The organism is Pseudomonas sp. HT11 (genome assembly GCF_044875395.1).
Taxonomy (GTDB): Bacteria; Pseudomonadota; Gammaproteobacteria; order Pseudomonadales; family Pseudomonadaceae; genus Aquipseudomonas.
Genome location: NZ_CP173217.1, coordinates 4,482,958 through 4,509,905 on the forward strand (window position 1 = coordinate 4,482,958; position 26,948 = coordinate 4,509,905).

General features: G+C 61.2%; 26 protein-coding genes. All 26 read right to left on the bottom strand.

The features are described from left to right. Positions 1-2: 2 nt before the first annotated feature. Positions 3-746, bottom strand: a complete 744-nt coding sequence (gene fliP / locus ABWL43_RS20695; protein ID WP_106576465.1) for a flagellar type III secretion system pore protein FliP — start codon at positions 744-746, stop codon at positions 3-5. Continuing rightward, complete coding sequence (gene fliO, locus ABWL43_RS20700; protein ID WP_404484035.1) at positions 746-1,186, bottom strand: flagellar biosynthetic protein FliO; 441 nt, start codon at positions 1,184-1,186, stop codon at positions 746-748. Before fliO ends, fliP begins: the two co-directional genes overlap by 1 nt. 1 nt (position 1,187) lies before the next feature. Then, positions 1,188-1,655, bottom strand: a complete 468-nt coding sequence (gene fliN, locus ABWL43_RS20705) for a flagellar motor switch protein FliN (RefSeq protein ID WP_057700902.1) — start codon at positions 1,653-1,655, stop codon at positions 1,188-1,190. A gap of 34 nt (positions 1,656-1,689) precedes the next feature. Further along, positions 1,690-2,658 (bottom strand): flagellar motor switch protein FliM, encoded by a 969-nt coding sequence (gene fliM / locus ABWL43_RS20710; protein ID WP_010166091.1) that lies wholly within the window; start codon positions 2,656-2,658, stop codon positions 1,690-1,692. 9 nt (positions 2,659-2,667) lie between these two features. Beyond that, positions 2,668-3,174: a flagellar basal body-associated protein FliL gene (gene fliL / locus ABWL43_RS20715; RefSeq protein ID WP_145158871.1), complete on the bottom strand. Its 507-nt coding sequence runs from the start codon at positions 3,172-3,174 to the stop codon at positions 2,668-2,670. Positions 3,175-3,393: 219 nt separating this feature from the next. Next, positions 3,394-4,743: a flagellar hook-length control protein FliK gene (locus tag ABWL43_RS20720; RefSeq protein WP_404484038.1), complete on the bottom strand. Its 1,350-nt coding sequence runs from the start codon at positions 4,741-4,743 to the stop codon at positions 3,394-3,396. Between the two features lie 87 nt (positions 4,744-4,830). Continuing rightward, positions 4,831-5,178 (bottom strand): Hpt domain-containing protein, encoded by a 348-nt coding sequence (locus ABWL43_RS20725; protein ID WP_106576461.1) that lies wholly within the window; start codon positions 5,176-5,178, stop codon positions 4,831-4,833. A 30-nt stretch (positions 5,179-5,208) separates the two neighbouring features. Beyond that, complete coding sequence (locus ABWL43_RS20730) at positions 5,209-6,927, bottom strand: fused response regulator/phosphatase (RefSeq protein WP_262208266.1); 1,719 nt, start codon at positions 6,925-6,927, stop codon at positions 5,209-5,211. Continuing rightward, on the bottom strand, positions 6,924-7,229 hold the full coding sequence (locus tag ABWL43_RS20735; RefSeq protein ID WP_106576459.1) for an STAS domain-containing protein: 306 nt from the start codon (positions 7,227-7,229) through the stop codon (positions 6,924-6,926). Before ABWL43_RS20735 ends, ABWL43_RS20730 begins: the two co-directional genes overlap by 4 nt. A 170-nt stretch (positions 7,230-7,399) precedes the next feature. Then, the gene (gene fliJ / locus ABWL43_RS20740) at positions 7,400-7,849 is read right to left on the bottom strand and encodes a flagellar export protein FliJ (RefSeq protein ID WP_145158877.1); all 450 of its coding nucleotides are present in this window, start codon (positions 7,847-7,849) and stop codon (positions 7,400-7,402) included. Positions 7,850-7,852: 3 nt separating this feature from the next. Further along, positions 7,853-9,211, bottom strand: coding sequence for a flagellar protein export ATPase FliI (gene fliI, locus ABWL43_RS20745; protein ID WP_145158879.1), 1,359 nt, complete (start codon positions 9,209-9,211; stop codon positions 7,853-7,855). Further along, on the bottom strand, positions 9,201-9,965 hold the full coding sequence (fliH, locus tag ABWL43_RS20750) for a flagellar assembly protein FliH (RefSeq protein ID WP_145158881.1): 765 nt from the start codon (positions 9,963-9,965) through the stop codon (positions 9,201-9,203). The genes fliI and fliH overlap by 11 nt, the downstream gene beginning before the upstream one ends. 10 nt (positions 9,966-9,975) lie before the next feature. Further along, complete coding sequence (gene fliG, locus ABWL43_RS20755) at positions 9,976-10,992, bottom strand: flagellar motor switch protein FliG (RefSeq protein ID WP_106576455.1); 1,017 nt, start codon at positions 10,990-10,992, stop codon at positions 9,976-9,978. Further along, the gene (gene fliF / locus ABWL43_RS20760) at positions 10,985-12,760 is read right to left on the bottom strand and encodes a flagellar basal-body MS-ring/collar protein FliF (RefSeq protein WP_145158883.1); all 1,776 of its coding nucleotides are present in this window, start codon (positions 12,758-12,760) and stop codon (positions 10,985-10,987) included. Before fliF ends, fliG begins: the two co-directional genes overlap by 8 nt. Before the next feature lie 16 nt (positions 12,761-12,776). Beyond that, positions 12,777-13,106, bottom strand: a complete 330-nt coding sequence (gene fliE, locus ABWL43_RS20765) for a flagellar hook-basal body complex protein FliE (protein ID WP_016972029.1) — start codon at positions 13,104-13,106, stop codon at positions 12,777-12,779. A gap of 146 nt (positions 13,107-13,252) precedes the next feature. After that, positions 13,253-14,632, bottom strand: coding sequence for a sigma-54-dependent transcriptional regulator (locus tag ABWL43_RS20770; protein WP_404484044.1), 1,380 nt, complete (start codon positions 14,630-14,632; stop codon positions 13,253-13,255). A gap of 7 nt (positions 14,633-14,639) precedes the next feature. Further along, entirely contained in the window at positions 14,640-15,851 is a 1,212-nt protein-coding gene (locus ABWL43_RS20775) for a PAS domain-containing sensor histidine kinase (protein WP_145159573.1), read from the bottom strand. 110 nt (positions 15,852-15,961) lie between these two features. Further along, complete coding sequence (locus ABWL43_RS20780) at positions 15,962-17,437, bottom strand: sigma-54 dependent transcriptional regulator (RefSeq protein ID WP_071483261.1); 1,476 nt, start codon at positions 17,435-17,437, stop codon at positions 15,962-15,964. A gap of 170 nt (positions 17,438-17,607) precedes the next feature. After that, a complete protein-coding gene (locus tag ABWL43_RS20785) occupies positions 17,608-17,904 on the bottom strand; it encodes a flagellar protein FliT (protein WP_145158887.1) in 297 nt (98 codons plus the stop codon). A 24-nt stretch (positions 17,905-17,928) separates the two neighbouring features. Beyond that, the gene (gene fliS, locus ABWL43_RS20790) at positions 17,929-18,318 is read right to left on the bottom strand and encodes a flagellar export chaperone FliS (RefSeq protein ID WP_106576450.1); all 390 of its coding nucleotides are present in this window, start codon (positions 18,316-18,318) and stop codon (positions 17,929-17,931) included. 141 nt (positions 18,319-18,459) lie between these two features. After that, a complete protein-coding gene (fliD, locus tag ABWL43_RS20795) occupies positions 18,460-19,872 on the bottom strand; it encodes a flagellar filament capping protein FliD (protein ID WP_242195629.1) in 1,413 nt (470 codons plus the stop codon). 80 nt (positions 19,873-19,952) lie between these two features. Further along, positions 19,953-20,312 carry a flagellar protein FlaG gene (locus tag ABWL43_RS20800; RefSeq protein WP_145158891.1) on the bottom strand — a complete coding sequence of 120 codons (360 nt, stop codon included), beginning with the start codon at positions 20,310-20,312 and terminating at the stop codon, positions 19,953-19,955. Between the two features lie 75 nt (positions 20,313-20,387). Continuing rightward, positions 20,388-21,833 (bottom strand): flagellin, encoded by a 1,446-nt coding sequence (locus tag ABWL43_RS20805; RefSeq protein WP_145158893.1) that lies wholly within the window; start codon positions 21,831-21,833, stop codon positions 20,388-20,390. A 267-nt stretch (positions 21,834-22,100) separates the two neighbouring features. Continuing rightward, positions 22,101-23,030 (bottom strand): ketoacyl-ACP synthase III, encoded by a 930-nt coding sequence (locus ABWL43_RS20810; protein ID WP_145158895.1) that lies wholly within the window; start codon positions 23,028-23,030, stop codon positions 22,101-22,103. A gap of 277 nt (positions 23,031-23,307) precedes the next feature. Beyond that, complete coding sequence (locus ABWL43_RS20815) at positions 23,308-24,891, bottom strand: flagellar hook-associated protein 3 (RefSeq protein WP_145158896.1); 1,584 nt, start codon at positions 24,889-24,891, stop codon at positions 23,308-23,310. 14 nt (positions 24,892-24,905) lie between these two features. After that, positions 24,906-26,942, bottom strand: a complete 2,037-nt coding sequence (flgK, locus tag ABWL43_RS20820) for a flagellar hook-associated protein FlgK (RefSeq protein ID WP_242195637.1) — start codon at positions 26,940-26,942, stop codon at positions 24,906-24,908. Positions 26,943-26,948: the final 6 nt, after the last annotated feature.

The following is a 26,948-nucleotide window of genomic DNA, read 5'->3' on the forward strand; positions in this document are numbered from 1 at the left end:
CGCTACACTCCGCCGAAACTGCTGGCCAGCGTGCCGATAATCAGCGCCCAGCCGTCCACCAGCACAAACAGCATGATCTTGAACGGCAACGAAATAATCAGTGGCGAGAGCATCATCATGCCCATGGCCATCAGCACGCTCGCCACCACCAGGTCGATGATCAGGAACGGGATGAAGATCATGAAGCCGATCTGGAACGCGGTCTTCAGCTCGGAAGTGACAAACGCCGGCACCAGAATGGTCAGCGGCGCCTGATCCGGCGTGGCGATATCGGTGCGCTTGGACAAGCGCATGAACAGCTCAAGGTCGCTGGAGCGGGTTTGCGACAGCATGAAGTCCTTGATCGGGCCCTGGGCTTTGTCGATCGCATCCTGGGCGCTGAGTTTTTCCGCCAGATAGGGTTGCAGGGCTTGCTGGTTCACCTTGTCGAACACCGGCGCCATGATGAACAGCGTCAAGAACAGCGCCATGCCGGTGAGGATCTGGTTCGACGGCGTCTGCTGCAGGCCAAGGGCCTGACGCAAAATCGAAAAGACGATGATGATCCGCGTAAAGCTGGTCATCAGCATGACAAACGCCGGGATAAAACTCAGCGCGGTCATGATCAGCAGGATCTGCAGGCTGACCGAGTATTCCTGGGCGCCGGCGGCGTTGGTGCCCAGCGTGATCGCCGGGATCGACAACGGGTCGGCCGCAAACGCCAGCGGCGCGGCCAGCAACAGCATGAGCGTCAATAAAACGCGCATTACTTCTTATCCTTCTGATCCTTGCCCAGCAACTCCATCAGGCGCTGGGCGAATTCTGGCGTGGCGGCCTCGGCCTTGGCCACTTCCACCGGCGACTTGAGCACATGCAGCGGGGTGATACGGCCGGGCGTGATGCCGAGCAGAATCTGCTCTTCGCCGACTTGCACCAGCACCAGACGATCACGCGGGCCGAGGGCGCGCGAGCCGATCATCTCGATGACCTGGCCATTGCCCGGGCCGATGCGCTGCACGCGGCGCATCAACCAGGCCAGCACGAAAATCAGACCGACCACCAGCAACAGGCCCAGCACCAGCTGGGTCAATTGCCCGCCGATGCCGCTGCTGACCACGGGCGCCGCAGCCACCGCTTGCGCAACCGGCTCAGCCGCCAGGGCGCTCAATGGCAGCGCCAGAAACAGTCCCGCCATCGAATACTTCATATCAGCGCAACTTCTTGATGCGTTCGCTTGGGCTGATCACGTCCGTCAGGCGGATGCCGAACTTCTCGTTGACCACCACCACCTCGCCGTGGGCGATCAGGGTGCCGTTGACCAGCACGTCCAGCGGCTCGCCGGCCAGGCGGTCGAGTTCGATCACCGAACCCTGGTTGAGCTGCAACAGGTTGCGGATGTTGATTTCGGTGCTGCCCACTTCCATGGATATCGACACCGGGATGTCGAGGATCACATCCAGGTTCGGGCCATCGAGGGTCACCGGGTCGTTGTTCTTCGGCACGCTGCCGAATTCTTCCATTGGCAGGCGCTTGCCGGCCGGCGCGGTGGCGGCGTCGGCGGCCAGCAGCGCGTCGATGTCGTCCTGGCCGACATCGCCGGTTTCTTCCAGCGCTGCAGCCCACTCGTCAGCCAGGGCCTGGTCTTCGGCGGAAGTGTTTTCGTGTTCGGTAGCCATTACATGTCCTCGGCGAAGCAAAAATAATTGGTGATCAGCGGCGGTTGATCGGTTCGATCACTTGCAACGCCAGGTTGCCTTTGTGCGAACCCAGCTTGACCTTGAACGACGGCACGCCGTTGGCACGCATGATCAGTTCTTCCGGCAATTCCACGGGAATCACGTCCCCCGGCTGCATGTGCAAAATATCGCGCAGACGCAGCTGGCGACGGGCCACGGTGGCGCTCAGCGGTACGTCGACGTCCAGCAGGTCTTCGCGCAGGGCCTTGACCCAGCGCTCGTCCTGGTCGTCCAGGTCGGACTGGAAACCGGCGTCGAGCATTTCCCGCACCGGCTCGATCATCGAGTACGGCATGGTCACGTGCAGGTCGCCGCCACCGCCATCGAGTTCGATGTGGAAGGTGGAGACCACTATGGCTTCGCTGGGGCCGACGATGTTGGCCATGGCCGGGTTCACTTCCGAGTTAATGTACTCGAAGTTGACTTCCATGATCGCCTGCCAGGCTTCCTTCAAGTCGATGAAGGCTTGCTCAAGCACCATGCGCACCACGCGCAGTTCGGTCGGGGTGAATTCACGGCCTTCGATCTTGGCGTGACGGCCGTCGCCGCCGAAGAAGTTGTCCACCAGCTTGAACACCAGCTTGGCGTCGAGGATGAACAGCGCGGTACCGCGCAATGGCTTGATCTTGACCAGGTTGAGGCTGGTGGGCACGTACAGCGAGTGCACGTACTCGCCGAACTTCATCACCTGCACGCCGCCCACCGCCACGTCCGCCGAACGGCGCAGCATGTTGAACATGCTGATACGGGTGTAGCGGGCGAAACGTTCGTTGATCATTTCCAGCGTCGGCATGCGTCCACGGACGATGCGATCCTGGCTGGTGAGGTCATAACTTTTGACGCTGCCGGGTTCGGCAGCCATTTCGGTCTGTACCAGACCATCGTCGACGCCATGCAACAGCGCGTCGATTTCATCCTGGGACAGCAGGTCTTGCACGGCCATGTCGTGATCCTACTGCAATACGAAGTTAGTGAAGAGCGCCTGCTCGACCACGACTTTGCCAAGCTCTTTCTGGGCCACTTCCTGCACGCTGGCAGTGACCTTCTGGCGCAGCATTTCCTGGCCTACCGGCGTGGCCAGGCTGTCGAAGCTCTGCCCGGAGAACAGCATCACCAGGTTGTTGCGGATCACCGGCATGTGCACTTTGAGCGCATCCAGGTCCGCCTGGTTACGCGCCAGCAAGGTGATGCTCACCTGCAGGTAGCGTTGACGGCCGTTCTGATTGAAGTTGGCCACAAAGGCCGGCAGCATCGGTTCGAAGATTGCCGGTTGCTTGACGTTACTGGCGGTTTCGGCGGCGGGTGCCGGTTTGCTTGCACTGCTGTGCATGATGAACCAGGTGCCGCCAATCGAGGCGCCGATGGCCAGGAGCAGGCCCAGCACGATCAGCAGGATAAGCTTGAGCTTGCCTTTGCCTTTGCCTGCGGGGGGAGTTGCTGCGTCGTCGCTCTTCGCCATGCCAATAATCCGTCACTATTCTGGAATTCATAGATCTACGGAAAGGCAAGAGCAAGTGTTATGCCAGAGTTGTCTGGTAACCCGGTAAGCGCGAACACCACATATCAAATGTGGGAGCTGGCTTGCCTGCGATGACGGTGGCTCAGCTCACATCTGTGTGACTGATAGACCGCCATCGCAGGCAAGCCAGCTCCCACATTGACCGGGTTTCAACAGGTGTCAGGCGTAGTAATCAACGGCGCTGGAGCCGATGATGGTCTGGGTCACGGGCGCGACGGCGGCTGCCAATTCGGCGTGATCACCGGCGTCCCCGCCATCACCCCGCCCGCCGCTGCCACTCACGCCGCGCGCCTGGTTCTGCTGCTGTTGATCCTGGCCCTGGCCCTGCCACCCACGCGACTGGTCGGAGACGTTGACGTCGACCTGCCCCATGCCTTGCTGGGCAAACATCTCGCGCAGACGGCCGGACTGGGTTTCCAGTGCTTCACGCACCACGGCGTGACCGCTCATGAACGTGACTTGGGCCTGCTGGTCCGCGGTCATGTTGACCTTGATGTCCAGGCGCCCCAACTCTGCCGGCTGCAATTGAATTTCTGCCGACTTGAGGTTGGCACTGGACAGGTACATCACGCGGTTGACCACTTCCTCGGTCCAGCCGCTCTGGTGCATGGCCAGCGGCGCATTCGCAACCGGTGGCAAGGCATTCGCGGTTTTCGGCGTGGCGGCCTGGGTCAATGCGGCGAGGCGGTTGGCGAAATCATCCACGCGGGTGTCGCTGCTGGCGTCTTTCAAATCCTTGAGGCCACCCTCGATCAGCCCGCTGAAGGCTTTGTCGCCGCCCTGGTCGGTGCTGTCCTTGGTGGCTTGCTGATCGACCATAGTCGCCAGGCCCGCAGCAAAGCTTTGCGCAGCGGTCGGCTGATCCTGCGTGGTGGTCGGTGCGGCTTTCTGCGGCGTCTGGCTAGTGGCCGAAACGTGACCGCCCTGCTCCATCGCCAGGCGCACAGCGGGCATCGAGTCCAGCGGATCCGCCTCCGGGTCGAACGCCGGCTGCTTGGCGTCATCGGTGGCTGCCACAGCGGGCGCGACGACCGGCTGGGCCTTGTCGTCCTTGGCGGCTACAGGTGCCGGCGTTTCTACCGGGACGGGCACGGGGACCGGTGTGACGGCGGCAACCACTGCCGGGTCAACCACGGGATCAACCGGAGGCTGCTGCGCCACCACCGGGTCGGCGGTTTTGTCGTCGTCATTGCTGGCGCTGTCGTCGGATTTGGCCGGCGGCTTGGCAGGCAAGGGATTGCCGCTATCGGCAACGGCCGGCTTGCTGGCGGCAGGCTTATCGTCGCCTGCAGCCGGCTTGGAGGGGCTGTCCGAGGGCTTGTCACGCGTGACTTTGGCCGGGGCGTCGTCGCTCTTGAGCGTCGGTTTCGGGCTTTGGTTTGCAAACACTTGCGCGAAGCCAGGGCCCTTGCCTCGTGGGTCCGCAGCCGCTACCGAGGGGGTGGCGGCCGGCGCTTGAGGCTTGGCCGCAGCGGCAGCCTGAAGAAGCGAATTGGGGGCGACTGGCATAGGTAAGGGTCTCCACTGCACTGGGATCGGGGATGCAGTATCCAGAGGTAGAGCAAGAGTTGGGCCAGGTTTACCTCGAGCCCTCAATCACAGCTGAAAACGCTGACGCTCGTGTTCGTACAACGGCCGAACCAGCGCGAATTCCTGGTCGATTTCGTCGACCAGTTCATCCAGGTCCACGCGTGTCAGCTGCGCAGAGCCGTCTTCGAGCCGGCGGCAAAGTTCTGCCAACCTCACCGCCCCCAGGTTACCGCTGCTGCCCTTGAAGCTATGCGCGATGCGTCCCAGCGCCTTGGCATCGTCGCGAGCCTTGCGCAACGCTTCGACGCGCTTCTGCGAATCGTCAAGGAAGGTATCCAGCAGTTTCGGGTACTCGCCTTCCATCACTTCCTGCAAACCCGACAACACATCGGGGTCCAGATGAATCTCAGCCACTTGCTCGCTCCTTGATCAAGAATCGGCGGATTATGCCAGAGCCCCCCAGCAAAACTCCACGCACACACTGCGCCCGCCATCGGACCAGCGTACATCGCTGCTCAACTGGCGCACCAGGCTCAAGCCGCGGCCAGACAGACGGTCGACATCCATCGGCCGCGCCAGCACCTGCTCCACGTCAAACCCCGGGCCGCTGTCCTCAATGCGCAGCGTCATTTTGCCGCCCGTGGCGGTCGGCACCACCTGCACATGCACCCGCACGTAACCGCTGTTCAACTGCCCCAGCCGCTCATTGCGCTGGCGGTAGTAGTCGGCGAACCCCTGGGCATCACGCTTGAGGCGCGAATCCAACCCCAGCACACCATGCTCCAGCGCGTTGGAATACAACTCGGCCATCACACTGTAAAGCGCCCCGCTCTGCCCCCGCAGACCCTGAATCTCCAGCAGCAACTGCAGCAGATACGGCAACGGGTTGTAGCTTTTGAGGGTCTGCGCACGGAATTCGAAACTCACCGACCAATCCAGAGGGCACGACTGCCCGCTGTCGGCGTAAACGGGCTCGGCCGCGCGCAACGGCTGGCCGGCCTGCAAGGTGATTTCCACCATGCTGACGTCATCGCGCGCCTGGCCACGAAACGCCGCCAGCGCCCGCTCGATGTCTTCGAATAATCGGTCGGGCTCGCGGTTGGCCGCGAACACCTGCTGCAAGCGCTCGGCGCCGAACAGCTGGTCATTGGCGTCAGCCGTGTCAAGCACGCCGTCGGAGAGCAAAAACACCCGGTCGCCCAGCGCCATGGGCCAGACCTCGGTGCCGTCATCGAACGCCTGCGCCGACAACACACCCAGCGGCAGGTGCCGCGACACCAATGGCGTGCGCTTGCCCGTGGCGACTTCATGCACATAGCCTTCGGGCATCCCGCCGTTCCACACCTCCACCACGCGCCGCTGAGCGCTCAGGCACATCAGCGTGGCGCAGCAGAACATGTCCACCGGCAGGATGCGTTTGAGCTTGGCGTTCATCTCGCGCAGGGTCTGCGCCAGGCCGTAGCCCTTGGCGGTCATGCCGTAGAACACTTCCGCCAGGGGCATGGCCCCCACGGCGGCCGGCAGGCCATGGCCGGTGAAGTCGCCGAGCAAAACATGCATGTCGCCGGAGGGTGTGTACGCCGCCAGCAGCAGGTCGCCATTGAACAGGGCATAGGGCGATTGCAGGTAACGAATGTTCGGCGCCGCATTGATACAGCCCGAATGCGCCACCTTATCGAACACCGCCTTGGCCGCGCGCTGCTCGTGCAACAGGTAGTCGTGGTGCCTGGCGATCAGGTCACGCTGCTGCAAGACCGTGGCCTGCAGCCGGCGCAGGCGGTCCATGGCGTTGATTTTCGCCGCCAGGATCAGCTGGTTGTAGGGCTTGGGCAGGAAGTCATCGCCGCCCGCGTCCAGGCACTGGGCCAGCGCCTCGCTTTCGCGCAGCGAGGTCAGGAAGATGATCGGAACCAGCGCCTCACCGGCGAGCTGCTTGATGCGCCGCGCGGCTTCAAAGCCGTCCATCACCGGCATCAGCGCGTCCATCAACACCAGTTGCGGGCGCTCGCGGGTAAACACCTCGACCGCTTGCGCGCCGTTGGTGGCGGTGAGTACTTGGTGCCCCTGACGCCGAATGATGGTCGACAGCAACAGCAAATCGGCGGCGCTGTCTTCGGCGATCAGGATCGTCAGCGGTTCAAGGACCGGGGCCAGGCTGCTCAACTGAGATCGAACAGTTTGTCAAAGTTGGAAATGGCGAGGATCTTGCGCACATCGGAGTTGCTGTTGATCACCTGGACTTCGGCATTGTCGCCACCGGCATGGTCACGCAACAGCAGCAACATGCCCAGGGCCGAGCTGTCCATGTAGGTGGTGTCTTTGAGGTCCACCACGTAGACCTCGGGCACCTTGTAGAACCGCTCGTAGGCGTCACGAAAGGCTTGATGGCTACCGAAATCGAATCGCCCTTTGACGGTAATCGTCAATTTTTTCCCATCCAGGGATACTTCTGACACGACTGACATGCGACTGCTTCCTTGTCATTGGCAATGTGCAACAAGGTTTAGCAGGTGATCGAGGTATGGGCAACACAGCAAATCAAATGTGGGGGGCTGGCTTGCCCGCGATAGCATGATCCACCTCGGTGCCTGCATCGCGGGCAAGCCCTGCTCCCACAGCGGGCCGGTGGTGGCCGCTAGTACTGTGATTGGCGGGGAAGTCGCTGTGACAGCTCGTCGAGCAGCTTCTGCTCGCGCTTGTCTTCAAGCGCCCGCGCTTCGTCGATGTAGCGCTGCACCAGTTTGCGCAAACCTTCGACCCGGGCGAACGCCGCCTGCCATGCCTCGCGGGCTTTATCGAGGTTGTTCTGGTGCCAGGCCAGGCTCTGGCGCTGTTGGCCTACGGCGGTTTCCAGCTGATTGAGGAAGCCCTGGTAGCCCATCAGCCACTGGCCGGAAACCCCCTTGCTGCCGCGCTCGATCCATTGCTGCTGGTATTCGCCGCGAAAGCGCTCCAGGTCGCCGAGCTTGCTTTCTGCCAGGCGCACCTGCCCCTGAAAATAGCCCAGGCGTTGCGCGGCGGTTTTTTCGGCCTTCTCCGCCATGTCCACCACTGGGGCCAGGCGCGAGGAACGGGTGCTGGCCATGGCTTAACCGCCTGGCGCCGGGGCAAAGATCGAGCCCAGATGCGCTTCGCTTTCGCCCATGCTGATCTTGTCGTTGAGGCCCTGGCGCAGGTAGGTCACCAGCTGCGGTTGCAGGGCAATCGCCAGGTCGGTTTCGCGATCACCGCCGGCCACGTAGGCACCCACGCTGATCAAGTCGCGGCTCTGCTGATAGCGCGACCACAGTTGCTTGAAATGCTGGGCGCGGGCCATGTGCTCCGGCGTGACCACCGCCGGCATCACCCGGCTGATCGACGCTTCGATATCGATGGCCGGATAGTGCCCTTCTTCGGCCAAACGCCGCGACAGCACGATGTGGCCGTCGAGCACGCCACGCGCCGAGTCGGCAATCGGGTCTTGCTGGTCATCGCCTTCGGACAGCACGGTGTAGAACGCCGTGATCGAACCGCCGCCGGCCTCGGCATTACCGGCGCGCTCAACCAGCTTGGGCAGCTTGGCGAACACTGAAGGCGGGTAGCCTTTGGTGGCCGGCGGTTCGCCGATGGCCAGGGCGATTTCCCGCTGGGCCTGGGCGAAACGCGTGAGCGAGTCCATCAGCAACAGGACGTTCTTGCCCTTGTCGCGAAAATATTCGGCGATGCGCGTGCAGTACATGGCCGCGCGCAAACGCATCAGCGGCGCATCGTCCGCTGGCGAGGCGACAACCACCGAGCGCTTGAGGCCTTCTTCACCGAGGCTGTGCTCGATGAATTCCTTTACTTCACGGCCCCGCTCACCGATCAGCCCGACCACGATGATGTCGGCCTCGGTAAAGCGCGTCATCATGCCGAGCAACACCGACTTACCCACGCCGGTACCGGCAAACAGGCCCAGACGCTGGCCGCGGCCGACCGTCAATAAACCGTTGATGCTGCGAATGCCCACGTCCAGCGGCACGCTGATCGGGTTGCGGTTGAGCGGGTTGATCGTCGGGCCGTCCATCGGCACCCAGTCTTCGGCCTTCATGCCGCCTTTGCCGTCCAACGCGCGACCGGCGCCGTCGAGCACGCGGCCGAGCATGCTCATGCCCATCGGCAGGCGGCCGGTATCGGCCAGTGGCACCACGCGCGCACCGGGGGCAATGCCCGCCAGGCTGCCGACCGGCATCAGGAAAATCTTGCTGCCGGAAAAGCCCATCACTTCGGCTTCGACCTGCACCGGGTGGTAACTGTCGTCGTTGATCACCAGGCAGCGGCTGCCCATGGCGGCACGCAGGCCTTCGGCTTCGAGGGTCAGGCCGACCATGCGCAGCAGGCGCCCTTCGAGGATCGGCTGGCCGGGCAACTCAGTGGCCTCGGCGTAGCCGCTCAGGCGCTTGGCGAAGCTGGTGCGTTCAAGGCGCATCGGCGGCGTCCAGGTCCACGCTCATATCAGGCTCGGCCGGGTGCAGGGACTGTTCATGCAATTGATCGAACATTTTCGCCATGATCTGGCTGATGCGGGTTTCCACCGTGGCATCAATGCGACTGTGCTCGGTTTCGACGCGGCAGCCACCGGGCAGCAGCGCCGCGTCCTCGACGATGCGCCAGGTTTCTTCATGGCGCTCGCGCAGGGCTTTGACCTGTTCGAAATCCTGCGGGTTGATGTACAGCCGCACATTGCCGACGCCCAATGGCAGCAGCTTGAGCGCTTCGCGCATCACGCTTTCGATGTGGCTGGAATCGAGCACCAGCTCGCGCTGGATCACTTGGCGCGCGATGTGCTCGACCAGCCCGACCATGGATTTTTCCAGCTGCGAATCCTGTTCGGCGATTGGGTCGAACAGGTTGCCCATCAAGCGCTCAAGGCTGGCCAGCTTGACGCTCAGCGCCTCCTCGGCCTCTTGGCGAACTTTGAGGGTGGTGCTGCGAAAACCGTCTTTTTCACCCGCCGCGAAACCCTCGTTGTAGGCCTCCTGGCGGATGGCTTCCAATTCTTCAAGGGTCAGTGGCTGGACTTCATCCAGCGGCACTTCTTCCATTTCAGCCGGCGTTTCAACCACCGGCTCCGGTTCAGGTTCCGGCACATGCGGATCGAAACTGGGCAACGACCAGATATCGAACCCGCCGACATCCCGCGCGCGAATCAGATCGCTGGGCGTCTCATCTTTGTTCGACATGGGCAGCGCCTTAGATCATTTCTTCGCCGCCCTTCCCGCCGAGAACGATTTCTCCGGCTTCGGCCATACGGCGGGCAATGGTGAGGATTTCCTTCTGGGCGGTTTCCACGTCGCTGACACGCACCGGGCCTTTGGCTTCCAGGTCGTCACGCAACAGCTCGGAGGCACGCTTGGACATGTTCTTGAAGATCTTCTCTTTGACGTTTTCGTCCGAGCCCTTGAGGGCCAGCACCAGCACGTCCGAAGACACCTCGCGCAGCAACGCCTGGATGCCACGGTCGTCGACATCGGAGAGGTTGTTGAACACGAACATGAGGTCTTCGATCTGGCCGGACAGGGTGTCGTCGATCTCGCGGATCGAGTCCATCAACTGACCTTCGACCGAGCTGTCGAGGAAGTTCATGATATCGGCCGCGCGCTTGATGCCACCCAGGGTGGTACGCGAGGCATTCGAGTTGCCCGAGAACTGCTTCTCGAGAATCGTGTTGAGTTCTTTCAATGCCGCCGGCTGCACGGTGTTCAGCGACGACACGCGCAGGATGATGTCCAGGCGCACTTTATGGTCGAAGTGGCCAAGCACTTCACCGGCCTGGTCCGGGTCCAGGTAGGCGACGACGATGGCCTGGATCTGCGGGTGCTCGTAGCGGATCACGTCGGCAACGGCGCGCGGCTCCATCCATTTCAGGCTGTCCAGGCCACTGGTGTTGCCGCCCAGCAGGATGCGGTCGATCAGGCCGTTGGCCTTGTCTTCACCCAGCGCCGAGGTGAGCATCTTGCGGATGTAGCTGTCGGAGCCGACGCCCAGGCTGGTCTGGTCGCCGACGATCTCGACGAACTCGCTCATCACCTGCTCGACTTGCTCACGGTGCACATTGCGCATTTGCGCCATGGCCACGCCTACGCGCTGAACCTCTTTGGGGCCCATGTGGCGCAGCACTTGTGCGGCGTCGGTTTCACCCAAAGACAGCAGCAACACGGCGGCTTTGTCGACTTTGGTGAGCTTGGCAACAGCGGCTCGATCATTCATCTGCGTTAATCCACTCTTTCACGACCTGAGCCACACGGCCCGGGTCTTCTGCTACCAGACTCTTGATTGCGTTCAACTGAGCGTCATAGCCTTCGCTCGGGCTTGGCAACAGGATGCTTTGCGGGCCACCGAGGCTGACGCGGTCGTTGGCCAGTTCGCCGTCCAGGCCGCCCATGCCACCCAACTCAACGTCACTGCCAGCCAATGCCAGCTGCTTCTTGCCATGGCCGGTGATGTTGTTGAGCACCGGGCGCAGCACGCCGAACACCAGCACCAGGATGAACAACACACCCAGCACTTGCTTGACGATGTCCCAGAACCACGGCTGCGTGTAGAACGCCGGGTCGGCGATCACTTCGCCGCGCTCGGCGGAGAACGGCATGTTGATCACACTGACGCTGTCGCCACGGCTGGCGTCGAAACCGACGGCGTCCTGCACCAGGCGGGTGAAGCGCGCCAATTCGTCGGCGCTCCATGGCGCACGGGTGACTGCGCCGTCAGCGGCATTGACCTTGACCTGATCATCGACCACCACCGACACCGACAGGCGATTGATTTTGCCCTGCTGCTGCTTGGTGTGGCTGATGGAACGGTCGAGCTCGAAGTTCTTGGTGGACTGGTTACGCTTGTCCGCCGGGTACGGTGCGAGCATCGGCTGGCCGGTGGCCGGGTCCATGATCTGCTGGCCGTTGGCGTCCAACAGTGGCTGACCAGGCTGAATCGCACCCGCCGTCGCGGCGGCGCCACCGGTGGTTTGCGGTGCAGTGGCCGGGGCTGGTGGCTGGTTGCTTAGGGCACCCGGCACACCTTGCGGGCCATTGCTGGCGGTGCGTTGTTCGCTGGTCGATTGCTCGCTGCGCAGCGCCGGCTGGTCCGGGTTGAACTGCTCGGAGGTCGACTCGACGGCGCTGAAGTCCACGTCGGCAGACACTTCAGCTTTATAGCGGTCGTTGCCCAGCACCGGCTGCAGAATGTTGTGCACACGCTGAGTGAGCATGCTTTCCATGCGACGGCTGTAGTCGAACTGCTTGCCGGCCTGGGTCAGCGCGGAGTTCTCGGCCTGGTCGGACAGCAGGTTGCCCTTCTGGTCCACCACGGTGATTTGCGACTTGCTCAATTCAGGAACGCTGGTGGCCACCAGGTTGATGATCGCCAGGACCTGGCCAGGCTCCAGGGAGCGGCCGGAAAACAGTTCGACCAATACCGAGGCGCTTGGCTTGCGCTCGTCGCGCACGAACACCGAGCTTTTCGGAATCGCCAGGTGCACGCGGGCGCCCTTGACGTTATTCAAGCTTGAGATGGTGCGTGCCAGTTCGCCTTCCAGGCCACGACGGTAGCGCGTGGCTTCCATGAACTGGCTGGTGCCCAGGCCCTGGTCCTTGTCGAGAATTTCAAAACCGATATTGCTGTCGGACGGCGTGACGCCGGCGGCCGCCAGCTTCATGCGCGCACGCGCCACGTCATCGGCCTTGACCAGCAAGGCCCCGGAATTGGGCTCCACGGTGTAGGCGATGTCGGCGGCGGCCAGGGTTTCCATGATCTGCTTGGAATCCATCCCGGCCAGGCTGCCGTACAGCGGGCGGTAATCAGGTTGCTGCGACCACAGCACCACGGCAAAACCAATCGCCACGCTGGCAGCCAGGCCGACCATCAGGCCCACCTGACGCAACATGGTCATTTCGGAAAGGTTTTCCAGGAACGACAGGCCAAACAGCGGCGGCTTGCCGTCTGCCTTGGCGGGTACGTTGTCCACGACTGCTTCTGCCATGACTTAAATCTCGTCCTTAAACCGGCATCTGCATGATGTCTTGATAAGCCTGAACCAACTTGTTACGCACTTGGGTCAAGGCCTGAAAGGAAACGCTGGCCTTTTGCGAAGCGACCATCACATCGGTGAGGTCCACGCCGCTTTTGCCGATCTCGAAGGCGGTAGCCAACTGATTCGAGGCTTGCTGGGTATCACTGACTTTGTTGATTGCCTGACCGAGCATGTCGGCAAAACTGCTTTGGCCCAATTCCGGCGCAGGCGCGACGGATTTCGGTTGAGCCATGGCATCCATTTGCATGGAGCGCATATCCAACATCAACCGATTGAACTCAATACCCTGGCTCATGACCTTCTCTCTCCGACGACCCGCAATTTTTTGACACTACGCAGCGGTTACTAGGGGTGGTAGCAACAAGGGTGCCAGCTCCGTGGCTATTCGTAAGAAAAGGCGACAAACCCTGTCAGCCTGAGTATTTCCAAGACGGCGATTTGTCAGGTCGCGAACAGGTAGGCTTCGACATCCATCCCCGCGTCGCGCATCTGCGCCAGCTTGTAGCGCAAGGTGCGCGGGCTGATGCCCAGGCGCTCGGCGGCTTCCTTGCGGCGGCCGCGCTCGGCACGCAGGGTGTCGATGATCATCTGGAATTCGCGGCGACGCAGGTCGTCGCCCAAGGCGCCGCCAGACTCGGCGTCGGCCACGACCACCGGTGCCGGCGCCAGGCTCGGCAACGGCGCCGCGCCACTGCCCATGGCCAGGCAGAAGTCCTGCGGCTGGATCAACCCGCCCTGCTGCAAAATCAGCGCGCGCTGGATGGCATTGTCCAGTTCCCGCACATTGCCGGGCCATGGGTAGCTGATCAGGCAGGCCTGGGCCTCGGCCGACAGCCGCGCCTGGGCATGCTTCATTTTTTTGACGTGGTTGTTCAACAGGCGCTCGGCCAGCGGAATGATGTCCGCCGGGCGCTCACGCAACGGGCGCCAGGCCAGCGGGAACACCGAGAGCCGGTAGAACAGGTCTTCACGAAAGCGCCCCGCCGCCACTTCGCCCGCCAGGTCGCGGTTGGTGGTGGCGACCACGCGAATGTCCAGCTGGATGGGCTTGCGCGCGCCGACGCGCTCCACCTCCCGCTCCTGCAGCACCCGCAGCAGCTTGGCTTGCAGGCCCAGGGGCATTTCCGAAATTTCGTCAAGCAGGATGGTGCCGCCGTCGGCCTGTTCGAACTTACCAGCCTGCGCGGCAATGGCGCCGGTGAACGAGCCCTTTTCATGGCCGAACAGCGTGGCTTCGAGCATGTTGTCGGGAATCGCCGCGCAGTTGATCGCAATAAACGGTTGTTTGGCGCGGTCCGACTGCTGGTGAATGTAACGCGCCAACACCTCTTTACCGGTGCCGGACTCGCCAGAGATCAACACGGTTGAATCGCTGCGCGCCACCCGGGCTGCCAGCTCCAGCAACTGAGCGCTGGCCGGCTCGAAGGCAATCGGGCCTTCACCCTCGGCATTCGACACCACGCCCAGCGCATGCCGGGCGACCAGTTCGATCAGCGCCTTGGGCTCGAAGGGTTTGACCAGGTAATCCGCCGCCCCCTGGCGCATGGCGTCCACCGCCCGCTCCACGGCGCCATGGGCTGTCATCAGCAACACCGGCAGTTGCGGCTGGCGCGCGCGCAACAAGCCGAGCAACTGGTGGCCGTCCATGCCAGGCATGTTTACGTCACTGACCACCAGGCTGAAGGACTCTTGCTCAACGGCCTCCAAGGCATCCTCGGCAGAACCGACCGCCCGGTAGTCATGGCCCGCCAACAGCAGCGTGTCAGCCAATGCTTCACGCAGGGCGCGATCGTCTTCGACCAATAAAACCTTGATAGCCATAGTCCTTTTACTCCGCGCTTGCCGCGCTGGAAAACAGCGGCAAGGTCATCAATGCACAGGTGCCACGCCCCAACCGGGAGTGCAGCTGCAATTCTCCCTGATGTGCACGCGCCACTGCCTTGACCACGGTCAGGCCCAGGCCCGTGCCGTTGGTCTTGGTGGTAAAAAACGGTTCGCCCAGGCGCTGCAGCACGACCGGGTCGATGCCGCTGCCGCTGTCGCTGATGCACAGGCGCAGGGTTTGGTCGCGGGTGTAGAGGTGCACTTTGAGCCGCGCACCCGGGCCGCTGGCCTGGGTGGCGTTTTCGATCAGGTTGAGCAAGGCGCCGACCAAGGTGTCACGGTTGCACAGCAACTCGCCCAAGTGGCTGTCGCACTGCCAGCGCACGTTGACGTCCTGGATATGCGTGGCGGCTGCCGCTTGCAGCGACTGCATCAGCGCGGATGGCGTGACGCGGTCGGTCAGCGGCAATTCGCCGCGGGCAAACACCAGCATGTCGCGCACCTGGTGCTCCAATTCATGCAGACGCTCTTTGAGGCGACCGGCAAATCGCTGGTGGGTGGCGGCCGGCAGTTGCTCATCAGTCAAATGACTGGCGTAGATCAACGCGGCCGACAACGGCGTGCGGATCTGATGCGCCAACGAAGCGACCATCCGCCCCAGCGACGACAAACGCTCATGGCGCGCCAACTGGTCTTGCAAGTGACGGGTTTCAGTCAGGTCGTTGAGCAACACCAGCTGGCCGGGCTCGGCGTCCAGGGAACGGGTGGCGATGGACAGACGCCGACCATCTTTGAGGGAGATTTCATGGCCGTCGTCTTCGCGCGGCGCAAAGCAACGTGTAATCACCTGGCGCCACAGCTCGCCTTCCAGCGGCTCGCCCAGCAAGTCACGCGCGGCCGGGTTGGCTTCGCGGACACGGCCCATTTCATCGATGACGATTACGCCGCCGGGCAACAGGTCGAGGAGGTTTTGCAGACGGTTGGCCAGACGCTCTTTCTCGGCCAGCTCTTGCATGCGCTGGGCGCTGACCACTGCCAGCTCGCCTTTAAGCTCGGAAACCCGCGCTTCCAGCAGACTGTAGGAGTCGGTCAGTTGGCTCGACATCTGGTTGAACTGCGAGAACGCCTGTTCAAGACCCTGCCGGGTCAGCGGCTCTGCGCACGGAACCAGCCCAGGAATAGCAGGGGCTGAAGAAAGTTTGGCGGCGTGGGGCATCATGCTCTCTCGCTGGCTGACCGTCAGTTAAACGGAACGTTGCGAGGGCTGTAGCAATACCCGTGCCGAAAAAAAATAGACCTATCTATCAGTCAGTTAAAAAACAGGCGTCAATCATCCGCCTGTTCGTCACCTTCGCGACGGCTCATGCCGTACTTGCGCATCTTCTCCACCAAGGTGGTGCGACGGATGCGCAGGCGTTCGGCGGCGCGCGCGACAATGCCATTGGCATCGTCCAGCGCCTGCTGGATCAGGCCTTGTTCGAGGCTACCGAGGTAGTCCTTCAAGTCCAGGCCCTCGGGCGGCAGCATGGCGGTGGAACCGAAGTCCGGCGTATGGCCGTTGATGGCCACGCGCTCTTCCAGGTCACTGCGCAGGCTGTCTACCAGTTGCTCGTCTTCGTCGTCGACGTAGCGGAATTTCTTCGGCAGCTCGACCACGCCGATCACACCGTACGGGTGCATGATGGCCATGCGCTCGACCAGGTTGGCCAGCTCACGGACGTTGCCCGGCCAGCCGTGACGGCACAGCGACATGATCGCGGCGGAGTTGAAGCGAATCGAGCCGCGCTTTTCGTGTTCCATGCGCGAGATCAGTTCGTTCATCAGCAGCGGGATGTCTTCCACGCGCTCACGCAGCGGGGCCATCTCGATAGGGAATACGTTGAGGCGGTAGTACAGGTCTTCGCGGAAGCTGCCGACCTCGATCATGCTTTCGAGGTTTTTGTGCGTGGCCGCGATGATGCGCACGTCGACGCTCTGGGTCTTGTTGCTGCCCACGCGCTCGAAGGTGCGCTCCTGCAACACGCGCAACAGCTTGACCTGCATCGGCAGCGGCATGTCGCCGATTTCGTCCAGAAACAGGGTGCCGCCATTGGCCAGTTCGAAACGCCCGGCACGGCTGGTGATCGCCCCGGTGAAGGCGCCCTTTTCGTGGCCGAACAGTTCGCTTTCGAGCAACTCTGCCGGGATCGCCCCGCAGTTGACCGGCACGAACGGCCCGTCGCGGCGCTTGGAGTGATAGTGCAGGTTGCGTGCGACCACTTCCTTGCCGGTACCGGACTCGCCGAGGATCAATACGCTGGCGTCGGTATCGGCCACTTGCTGCATCATCTGGCGCACGTGCTGGATCGCACGGCTGGTGCCGACGAGGCTGCGAAACAGGTTGGGTTCGCGATGACGACCGCGCTCGCGGGCCTGGTCATACATCTCGCGGTAGACCTGGGCACGGTGCAGGGAGTCGAGCAATTTGCTGTAGCTGGGCGGCATTTCCAGGGTGGAAAGCACGCGGCGGCGCTGGTCTTCCGGAAGGTCCACGGAAGAAATATCGCCCATCAGCAACACCGGAAGGAACTCATCCCAGGTAGACAGTGTCTTTAACAAGCCCAGAACTGCGCCAGGAGCGTTGACCGTCCCGATCAACACACAGATGACTTCACGGCTCGACGACAAAGAGCTGACCGCCTGCTGCCAGTCATGGCTACCGCAGGGCAAATTTTCTTCACCAAGAAAATTCAAAATTACCGCTAAATCGCGGCGGCGGACGCTATCGTCATCAATCAGCAGAATTTTGGTTTCACGCCACATGCAATAGCAACTTCCCTAGTAAAACGCTCTGCCCCAGAGTGAGGGCAATCTAGACGTTTGTAAGATTTCTTACCCTACTAGACGTCTGAAATCTGAAAACAGCACTAGTTAAGTCAAAAATGCTGGCACAGTCAAATATATGACGCGCCGTTCGGATTAACTGAGCCCATTCAGCCGAACAGATGGTAAACCTTTGACGCGCTTTCCGCTCGGTTGATCTGCGACATCTCTTCGAAAATCGCCTGGCGTTCGCCAGTCGTCACTTCAAGCAACTGCTGATACACCGCCAGCAAGCTTTGCAGCTTTTCCCGCAGGGCATCCTCGTCCACCGGCGCATTGTTGAGCGCCTCATCGATCACCGCACGACACCCCATATCCAGTTCGCCGATAGCGTCCCAGTTACGGTGGGCCAGTGCGTCAACCAAGGCTTCGCGGGTCTCGTCAATCCGTTGCAGGGCGTGGCTCATGACATCATCCTCAGGCCAACAGGCCTACAGTGTTGCAATACCGTCCCAGCCTTCCTTGAGCGTAATCATCAGGCCGGCTACTTCGTCGATCATGGCGACATCGCTCTTGCTGTTGGCTTCCAGCAGGCGCGTGGTCATGTAGGCATACAGATTGTCCAACTGCTGCAACGCGGCCGGATCATCGGTTTTTTCCGGATTAAGGCCATCACGCAAGCCGATCAGGATGTCGATCGCCTTGCCCAGCAGCAAACCTTTTTGCGCGATATCACCACGAGCCATGGCGCCTTTGGCCTGAGCCATGCGATCCAACGCGCCTTCCATCAGCATCTGGACCAGACGGTGCGGGCTGGCTTCGGAGATCTGGGCATGGGAATTGACCTTCTGGTATTGGCGAAGGGCTCTCATGGGATTCATGTTTCTACCTCGTGACAGGCAACAGCTAAATAGGATGGGCTCTGACTAATATGTCGACTGGGTCGCAAAAAACTTTAACCCGCAAGTCGGCTGAAGGCGGCGCCCGATGGCGGTAATCACCAGCGGGCGGCTTCATCGGAATCAGCTGTCCGAAGACGTCTTGTTCAGCGCGTTGAGCGTGCTCATGACACTGGAACGCTGACTGGTGAGCTGGGCCACCAGGTTGTTCATCGTCGTGTACTTGGCGGTCAGGCTGGTCTTCAGGGCGGCCATACGCGCGGTCAGGGTGTCCTGCTGGTTCTGCAGGTCCTTGAGATCGTCCGACAGCGTCGACGAACGCGTAGCCAGCACGCCGGTGTTGCTCAGTGCATAGCTGTCGGTCGCGCTTTTCATGCGCGCCAGCAAGCCATTGTCACCGTTGAAAATGCCGCCGATGTCGGTGGGGTTGGTGGCAATCGCTGCACCGAACACCTTGTCGTCGATACTCAACTTGCCGGTGCCGGAGTCCGTGTTCACGCCAAATTGCGCCAGGGACTTCAACGTGCCCGTGCCCGTCATTGCGTTCAGCTCGCTACGCAACGCGGTCTGCAGGGAGCGCATGGTGGCATCGCCTGTCAGCGCAGCGCGCGTGGTGGAACCGTCCGCGTTGGTGGTGACCGCGGTCTCGGTGTTCATGGCCGTCATCAACGCGTTGTAGGTGTCGACAAAACCCTTCACCGAACTTTTGAGGGTGTCGTTGCTGCGGGTGACCGTGATGGTCGATGACACGCGCGTAACGCCGTCAGGGAGCGTCCCTGTGACCCCGGCAGGCAGAGGCGACACCGCTGTCAACTTGATGCTCACACCACTGATCGCCTCGGTCAGGGTATTGCTCTTGGATTCCTGAGCCGTGCCGTCAATGGTGTATTTAGCGTTTTGCGGTGGATCACCCACAACCGACGAACCCGCTTCCAGGCCGGAGTTACCCCCCAGGGTAATGTCCGTGCCGGCGCCGGTATTGGTCGAGGTCATGACCAGGCGAGAACCGGTGGCGTCAGTCAGGATGTTGGCACTCAGGCCAACACTGCTGTATTGCGCGTTGATCGAGTCACGCACTTGTTGCAGCGTCGCGCCTGGCGGAACACTGACCCCGTAACTCTGACCAGACTGGGAAATTTCCAGGGTCGTCGCGGTGGTGCCGGTATTGACGACGGTTTTCGCGCCGGTTGAATAATTCTGAGTAGCAACCTTCGAGGCGGTCGCCAACTGGTTGACGATCAGCTGATAACTGCCCGCAGAGGCACCGGCACCCAAGGTCACGGTGGACACGTTGGCATCCGACGTCGTCGCCGTCAGGCCGCCGATACTGGCGTCCTTGGTCATGTTGTCCATGGCACCACGGAAGGCATCCAGCGCGGCTTGAATCTTGCCGATCGAGGACAGCTGGGCAGTCGACGTTTGCGTCTGCTTGTTGATCTGCGATTGCTTCGGCGCCTGTTCCGCGTTCACCAATGCCGTCACGATCTGCTGGGTATCAATGCCCGTAACGGGGCCGCTAACTGATATATCACCCATGATTTTTCTCCTGATCCGGGGCTGGCGCTTTATTGACGGACGACGCCTAAAGCAGCTACAGCAACAAAATTCATGCCAGCTCAGACTTTGGCGTCAAACAATACGCTGCTGGCGTCATGAAGGCTTTGTGCGAGTTTCAATGCCGTTTCCGATGGGATCTGACGAATGACCTCGCCGCTTTCGGTCGCTATGACCTTGACGACTACCTGATGGGTGGAGTCATCAATGGAAAAGTCCAGGTTGCGCTGGGCAGCCTGGACGAATTTGCGAATATCCGTGACCGCCTGTTCAAGGTCGGACGGCTTCGAGTCCTGCTTGGGTTGGACCGTCGCAGCCAAAGGATCAACCTTGGTTTTCTGCGGGTCGTTGTTCACGGGAGCAGGAGCGCTCTGCGGCGCCACTGCCGGATAAGACAGGTTCAACTTCACGCTCATGTCCATGCCCAATCTCCTCATCACGCAAAAGACAAAAGGGCACGTAAACGCGCCCTTCCGTCATTCATCTACCGATGGCTATTACTGAAGCAGCTTCAGCACAGCGGAAGGCAGTTGGTTGGCCTGGGACAGGATCGCAGTGGAAGCCTGTTGCAGGGTTTGTTGCTTGGTCAGCTGAGCAGTTTCTGCAGCGTAGTCAACGTCCTGGATCTGACCGCGAGCGGCGCTGGAGTTGTCCGAGATGCTCTGCAGGTTGGCAACGGTGTTGTCGAAACGGTTTTGTACAGCACCGAGACCGGCACGCTGGGAGTCGATGTCCGAGATCGCCTGGGTGATCACGTCGATCGAGTTCTGTGCGTTGGCAGCAGTGGTGATGTCAGTGTTGTTGACGGTGGTTTTGGTGGAGTTGGCAGCAGTACCAGTAGCTGCGAACAGACCGGTCACACCGGCGCCGCTCAGCGAGTAGCTGCTGGAGGAGTTCAGCGACACTGCGCCAGTAGCGACGATCGGGCCAGCGTCCAGTGCAACGGCTGTGCCGAATGCACCGCTGCCGTCCTGAGTAGCGACCTTGACACCTGCAACAGCACCGGCATCGCCAGCGTTGAAGGTCAGGTTCTCACCGGTATCGGACTTGACCGACAGAGCGTTGGTGGTCGAATCGTAGTTAACGGTGATGCCCAGTTTGGCAGCGTTGGACTTCAGCTGGTCAGCCAGGTCCGAAGTGCTGGTCACGCCAGTGAACTGGACAGCAGTACCGCTGCCGACTTTCAGGGTGAAGTTGGCGCTGGCAGGGCTGGCAGCAGCAATGGCAGTGGAGTCAACGGAGAACTGGGCAACAGTGCTGGCAGTAGCAGCCAGGCCGCCGACAGCGCCGTTCATTTGAGCAGCGATCTGCTTGGCGGAAGCGCCGGCAGCGATGGTCAGGTTGGTCGACTGGCCGCCACCGGTAACGGTGATTGCGCCGCCGGCAACGCCGGTTGCACTTGGCGCTACGCCTTGAGTTTTCAGCTGCTGCGAACCAATGTTGTTGGCTGCAACGTTACCGATGCTCATGTCGATGGTCTGGTTGGCGTTGGCGCCGACCTGGAACGAAGTAGTACCGAAAGAACCGTCCAGCAGGTTCTTGCCACCGAAAGTAGTGGTGGTAGCGATACGGGTCAATTCAGCAGTCAGCGCTGCGTATTGAGCCTGGTTCGACTTACGGTCTTCAGCGCTTGGCGAGCCGTTGGCAGATTGCAGAGCCAGGGTACGCATGCTTTGCAGGATGTTGGTGGACTGCTGCATTGCGCCTTCAGCGGTCTGAGCAATCGAGCTACCGTCGTTGGCGTTTTTGATTGCAACGCCCAGGCCGTTGATCTGGCTGGTCAGACGGTTGGAGATTTGCAGGCCGGCCGCGTCGTCTTTGGCGCTGTTGATACGCAGGCCGGAGGACAGACGCTGCATGGAAGTTTGCAGGGCGCCGGAAGCCTTGTTCAGGTTGTTCTGAACGTTCAACGAAGCAAGGTTAGTGTTTACTGTTAAAGCCATGACGAAATCCTCGTGGGTGGTGTACTGCGGCTTCCGGCCCTGGCAACCGCCGGGTGTGGCCTAGAGAACCTTCGTAATAGTTATCGTCGTGAATGCAGGTTGCTTGAGGACTTTTTTGATTTTTTTTACTAGCAACGGGCCATCCTTTGTAATTCAAGCATTTACGATAGCCCAAACGCCCGCAAATGCTGGGTTTTCTGGCGCCAAATAAAAAACGCCCAGGCTTTTACAAGCCTGGGCGTTTTTGTGTGCAGCTCTATCAGGGCATCACGGACGATAGAGAATCGCCGAACCCCACGACAAGCCAACCCCAAATCCGCTGATTGCGACACGCTTCCAGTCGCCGTCCATCATGTGCTTTTCAAGCAGCAGTGGAATGCTGGAAGACACGGTATTGCCGGTCTCGACCATGTCCTTGATGAATTTCTCCACCGGGGCATCTTCAAAACGCCGCGCCACGGCGTCGACAATCGCCGCACTGCCCTGGTGAATGCAGAAGGCATCGATTTCGTCTGCCTTGAGCTGCGATTCGTTGAGCAGCTCATGCAGATGCGCCGGCACTTTGAGCAGGGCAAAGTTGAACACCTGGCGGCCATTCATGAAAAACACGCCATCGCTGACCTTCAGGTGCGGCGCGCCGGAACCGTCAGTACCGAACTTCGACTTGCCGAGCAACCACGGGGCATCTTCACCCATCCAGGTGGCAGTGGCGGCATCGCCGAAGAGCATGGTGGTGTTGCGGTCTTCCGGGTCAACGATCTTGGAATACGGGTCGGCGGTGATCAGCAGGCCGTTTTTCAAGCCGGTGGCTTCCATGAAGCCTTTCATCGCGTAGATGCCGTAGACATAGCCCGAGCAACCCAGCGAGATATCAAACGCCGCCACATGGGTCGGCAGGCCCAGTTTGTCCTGGACGATGGCGGCCGTGTGGGGCAAGCCTTCCTCATCGCCGTTTTGGGTCACGACGATCAGCGCGTCGATGGACTCGCGCTTCAAATCAGGGTTGTTGGCAAACAAGGCGTTGACCGCCTCGACGCACAGGTCGGAGGTTTCCTGCGCAGCATCCTTGCGCGGCAGGAACGCCGAACCGATCTTGCCAATGATGAAGTCCTCATCCTTGGCGAATTTGGCGCCCTGGGCGTAGTTATCGACCCCGTCTGCCGGCACGTAACTGGCGATGCTTTTTATGCCAATCATTGTGGCTTCCCAATACTAAATAGCTGGATAACACCCCTCGGGCTACGCCGGGAGCGCTGACAATAAAGGGGATAACCCCGTAAAAATATCGCTGAAAGCCCCCGCGCAAAGACCCTGCGACGACTTATCCTTTTCACACGATACAGTGAAGATGCGCTTTATGACTCACAGGTCACTCAATTTTGTGCGCTTTGTGCAAAACCCTGCAACATTCTCGGCCCCAGAAACGACAACGGCCCACCCTGTTGCCAGGGTGGGCCGCTTGTACGCTCGCCGGTTACATGCGGCTGAACAGGCTCAACTGGGAGATCTTCACAAACGCCAGCTGCGAAGCCTGCAGCATGGTCTGCTGCAATGTCAGGTCAATGGCCGCCTGGCCCATGTCGACGTTCGCCAGCGATGACATGGTGGAGGTGTTGGCCAGCCCCAGGCTGGTGTTTTCCTGGCTCTGGATATCCAGGGCGTTCTGGCGGGCACCAATCGAGCCACGCACCTGGTCGATCTGCGCCGAAGCGTTGGCCAGGTTACCGATGGAGGTATTGATCACGTCCTTGAGATTGTTCATGGCCACCGGGTCGCCATCGGCCGGGGTTTCCAGCGCCTTGCGCAGCTGGCCCAGCGTGTCCAGGGCGTTCATGTTCTTGTTGCTGGTGGCATTCACCGAAAACTGATCACCCGCCCCCGGCGCGCCGCTCACATCGAAGGTCACCCCGGCAGCCGTGATCGACGTCGCGCCGGTGGCCATGGTGCCCGTGGCAATCGACTTACTGTTCGCCGAGTACGGCTGGGCGTACACCTCATAGTCATTGCCGCTGGTGAACTTGATCACCGCGCCCGAGTTCGGAAAGGTGCTGGCGTAGGCTGCCTGGTCGGTGACCCGGCCACCGGTCAACTGCGCCGTAGACGGATTACTGGCTGTACGCGAACTGCTGAACGTGTCCGGCTTGCTCTCCAGCGTAAAGGCCTTGCCCGCCACCAGCGCGTCAGACGGCGCACCCGAGGCCACATCAGACCCAAGGTTCAGGCTGATGTCGAACTTGACCCCGCGCAGGTTGACGCTGGATGCGCCTTCCTTGGTGGAATCAAATGTGCCGTTACCGGAGATCTCGGACGTAACGTCGTTGCCGTCCTTGTCGGTCACGCTGTATTGGGTACTGCTGGAGAAGGTCAGCTTGTACGGCTGGCCATCGGCAAAATTCTTCGTGTAAGCGGTGCCCGAGGTGACCAGGCCCGCCGAAATCGCGATTTTGCCGTCGTTGACCGCCGGCGGCAAAATCGTCGCCTGAGTGCGACCGGTGTTGCCAGAGCTTTCCAGCAGCGTCTTGCCGGTATCGCCCGCGGCAACCGTCAAGTTGCTCGACACTTGCAGGCTCAGCGGCGTCTCATCACCCTGGTAGGTGTAGGTGCCATCGTTGTTACGGCTGTAGGGCGGCGTGTCGGTCTTGGCCCCGGAAAACATGTAGTTGCCGCTGGAATCCTTGGTGTTGAGCAGGCCCAGCACCTGGTCTTCGAGCGCGCCGACCTGAGCGGCGATAGCCTTGCGGTCGTCATTGCTGAGCTTGAGGTTACCCGCCTGCAACGCCAGGCCGCTGGCGGTTTGCATGGCCGTGTTGATGCTCGACAACACGCTTTCCTCGTTGGTCAGCGAGTTTTGCAGGCTGGTGATGTTGCCGTTGTACTGGCCCAGCATGTCTTTCTGCTGTTGCAGCATCAGCAATTGCGCGGCGGCTACCGGATCATCCGAAGCGGTCTGCACGCGCACGCCGGAGCTGGCCTGGTCCTGAGCCTTCACCACACCCGAATAGTTATCCTGATATTTGGCGGAGCTGGTGTCGAAATACTGCTGTGTAGAGATACGCATCGTTCCAGACTCCTTTAAAGGGCGTTGATCAGTGTGCTGAAGGTTTCTTGCGCGGCCTTGATGATCTGCGACGACGCGGTGTAGTACTGCTGGAACTTGATCATGTCGCCCGCCTCCTCGTCCAGGTTGACCTGGGACACCGAGTCGCTGGCCGCCTTGTTCGCGGCCAGCAATGCGCCGGTGGCGGTGCTGTCGGTGTTGGCCTGGGCAGCCTTGGAACCGACTTGGGACACCAGCCGGCTGTTGGCGCTGACCAGGCTCACGCCCGCATTGCCATCCACCGCGCCGACCGTCGCCTTGGTCTGCAAACCCAGCAATTGCTGAGCGTTGCGGCCATCGGAGGTGGCGCCGCTGTTGAACGAGAAAGTCGTGCTGTCGCCGTTGGCGGGTGCGCCCGCCACCGTGGTGTCGAAACTGAAGCTCTTGCCTGGAATCAACGTGCCGCTGGCATCACGCATCGGCACACTGATAGAGACCTTGTTGCCCTGGCCCGGAATGATGCTGCCGGTGCCGATCGAGTTGCCCTGGGCATCGCTCACTGTGTAGGACTGGGTGCCGTCTGCCGCAGGCTTGCCAAACACCATCTTCACTGGCATCGAGTTTTCGATCCCGGTGCGCAATTGCGCGCTGGCGGCGCCGCCATTGATATCGATCGGCAGCGTCAATGTCGGTGGTGTGAACGTGCCGGTGCCGGTGTTGGTAGTACTGGAATTACCGGCCAGTGGCGCCGCGAACGCGAGCTTGTTCGGGTCCTTGAGGTCGACACTGATGTTGCTGGCCCCGGTCGCCGTCGGGCTGACCTTGAAGCTGTCACCGGCAGCCATCGGCCCCTTGCCATCCAGTGCCAGGGTGAAGCCGTCGATCACGGGCGGCGGCGTGGTGGTGGTGTCGAACGAGCCCATGGCTTTGCCGTCGGAGCGCACCACGTTGTACTGGTTGCCGCTGGTGAAGGTGACTTTGTAGTCGAAGGTCGAGAGCTTGCTGCTGTCGGCAATCGTCACATTCAGGTTGCCCGAACCTGCGCTGTTGCCCGAGGCTGCCTGGCTACGCTGGGTGATGGCCGCGGCGCTGTTGATGTCGCTGAACAACGAAGAACCGAAATCGCTGTTCAGGTCCAGGCCCTGGCCCAACTGGCTGTTGACGCTGTCAGCGGTGGCAATGGCAATGCGGCCCAGGTCATTGATGGCCGGCATCAGCGCATCACTGCGATAACGCAACAGGCCGCCGATGCTGCCGCCGGACACCACGTTGCCGATGTCCATCGGCGTGTCGCCCATGTTGAGCTGAATGGTGTACTGGCTGTTGTCGGTTTTGCTCGGCACCGCCGAAATCGTGTTGGCCACACCGCCTTCGACCAGCGACTGGCCGGTGCCGGTGGTGATGCTGAACTGGCCGTTCTTCTCGGTGGCCGTTACGCCGATCAGCTCGTTGAGCGAACGCACTGCCTCGTTACGCGCATCCAGCAGGTTGGCCGGCGCACTGGTCGACGAGCCCTGGGCGGTTGAAATTTGCGTGTTCAGCGAGGCAATCGACGACGTCAGCTTATTGACCTGATCACTCATGGTGCTCAGCTGACTGTTGATGCTTTCTTTTTGCTGGGTCAGTTGGGTGGAGATCGCGTTGAAGCGGTCGCTCAAGGTCTGGGCGCTGGTCACCAGCAGCTGGCGCGCGGACACGTCGCTGGGGGTCGCTGCCGCGGTCTGCAGGGACGCGAAAAACGCGCTGAGCACCGCAGACATGCCGGTGGACTTGTCAGACAGGGTCTTGTCAATCGCAGCCGCCTGGCCCGCGTAGGCGGTGGCGTCGCTGTTGAGGGCCGTGCTGCTCTGGTAAGCGGCGCCCAAGAAATCGTTATAGATGCGGCGCACATCCGCCAGGGTCGTGCCGCTGCCGATGTACACGCCACCGTACTGATTGCTGGCGCTGGCGTTCTGGGTGGTCTGCTGACGCGAGTATCCCGGGGTGTTGACGTTGGCAATGTTGTTACTCAGGACCGACAACGATCCTTGAGCGGCGTTGAGCCCCGACATCCCGATATTGAGCAAACTCATGATTCA